The sequence below is a fragment of the Streptomyces sp. HD genome, assembly GCF_028369295.1.
Classification (GTDB): domain Bacteria; phylum Actinomycetota; class Actinomycetes; order Streptomycetales; family Streptomycetaceae; genus Streptomyces.
Genome location: NZ_JAQMYP010000145.1, coordinates 1 through 1,300, shown reverse-complemented (window position 1 = coordinate 1,300; position 1,300 = coordinate 1). Strand labels below are relative to the sequence as shown.

At 71.0% G+C, this 1,300-nt stretch carries 2 protein-coding genes; one reads left to right on the top strand and one right to left on the bottom strand.

Translation table 11 applies throughout. From position 1 onward, the window contains the following. The first annotated feature begins 239 nt into the window (after nucleotides 1-239). Nucleotides 240-890 (top strand): class I SAM-dependent methyltransferase, encoded by a 651-nt coding sequence (locus POF73_RS45700; RefSeq protein WP_272125458.1) that lies wholly within the window; start codon nucleotides 240-242, stop codon nucleotides 888-890. A 133-nt stretch (nucleotides 891-1,023) separates the two neighbouring features. On the opposite strand, the gene POF73_RS45695 is transcribed toward POF73_RS45700, so the two are convergent. Next, the coding region (locus tag POF73_RS45695) for a MarR family winged helix-turn-helix transcriptional regulator (RefSeq protein ID WP_272125457.1) at nucleotides 1,024-1,300 on the bottom strand (277 nt) is incomplete at its 5' end.

Here is a 1,300-nt window from a genome sequence, read left to right as displayed (position 1 = left end):
CGTCTGAGGCGCCAGCCCTGGGTGGGCAGGCCGATGTCGCACATCGCTTCGAGGTGCCGGCTTCGCGATGCCGCCCGTACGCGTGCACCGGGGATGAAACGACCGGTCTTTCTGCTGGGTTCTGAACTGTCCGGCAGGTCCGTCTCCACGTGGAGAACTGCCGCAGATCCCCGGTGCACCGTACGGCGCCCGTCCACACCGACCCGATCGACCACCCGTACCCCCGACAAGGCCTCGACATGACCACCAGCACCGCGCCCCGAGGAGCCCGGCACTGCCGGTTCTGCAAGCCTCCGCAGGAGCCGAACGACTACAGCCTCTTCCTGCGGCAGTGGATGCGCTCACCGGCCCGGATGGGAGCCATCGCGCCCAGCTCGCGGCACCTGGCCGAGGCGGTCTGCGCCCGGGTGCCCGAACGCGGCGAGCCCGTGGTGGTGGAACTGGGTGCCGGCACCGGACCGTTGACCGCCGAGATCCAGCGTCGGCTCGGCGGGCGCGGCCGCCACCTGGCCGTCGAGATCGATCCACTGCTCGCCCAGCGCCTGCGCCGCCGCCACCCAAGGGCCGAGGTGATCCAACGCGACGCCGTGCACCTGCGCCACCTGCTGGACGAGCGCGGCATCGAGAGCGCCGACGTGGTGGTCAGCAGTCTGCCCTGGGCACTCTTCCCCACCGCCACTCAGCACCAACTTCTGCACGCGACGGCCACGGTGCTCGCTCCGGCGGGTGCCTTCACCGCGTTCACCTACCTCCACGCCGTCCCCCTCACCCCGGCCCGGCGCTTCCGAGACCTGCTGGCCGACCGCTTCGAGGAGGTCGTCCCCAGCCGCACCATATGGCGCAACACACCTCCGGCCTTCGTCCTCCACGCCCGCAGACCCCGCCCTTGACCCCCCTCGATCAGCGGCCCGACGTCACCCTCGCACCACAGCGCACCTGCACGCGCAGCTCATTCGCGGGCCCAGGGACGGCGCCCCGGTCGCCGCTCGATTGTTCGGCCGACCGGGACCCGCACAGTGCGCGTCAGCGCGGGAAGACGACCGTCAGCAGGCGGAAGAGTTCGGCGCGCTCCGTGTCGGACAGCTGGTCCAGGCCCGTCTGGGTCTGCTCCATGCGCTCGCGGATCGTGTCGATCGCCTTCTGGCCGGTCTCGGTGAGGGCGACGTTCTTCACCCGGCGGTCGGTGGTGCTGACCTCGCGGTGGACCAGGTCGCGCTTTTCGAGGCGGTCGATGATTCCGGTCATGTTCGACGCGTCGCAGGCCAGGGTGTGCGCGAGTGAGCGCATCGAGGCAGGCGCG

What these genes read in the sequence shown, in the direction of transcription:
- POF73_RS45700 (WP_272125458.1), top strand. Translation starts at nt 240, where the DNA reads ATGACCACCAGCACCGCGCCCCGAGGAGCCCGGCACTGCCGGTTCTGC.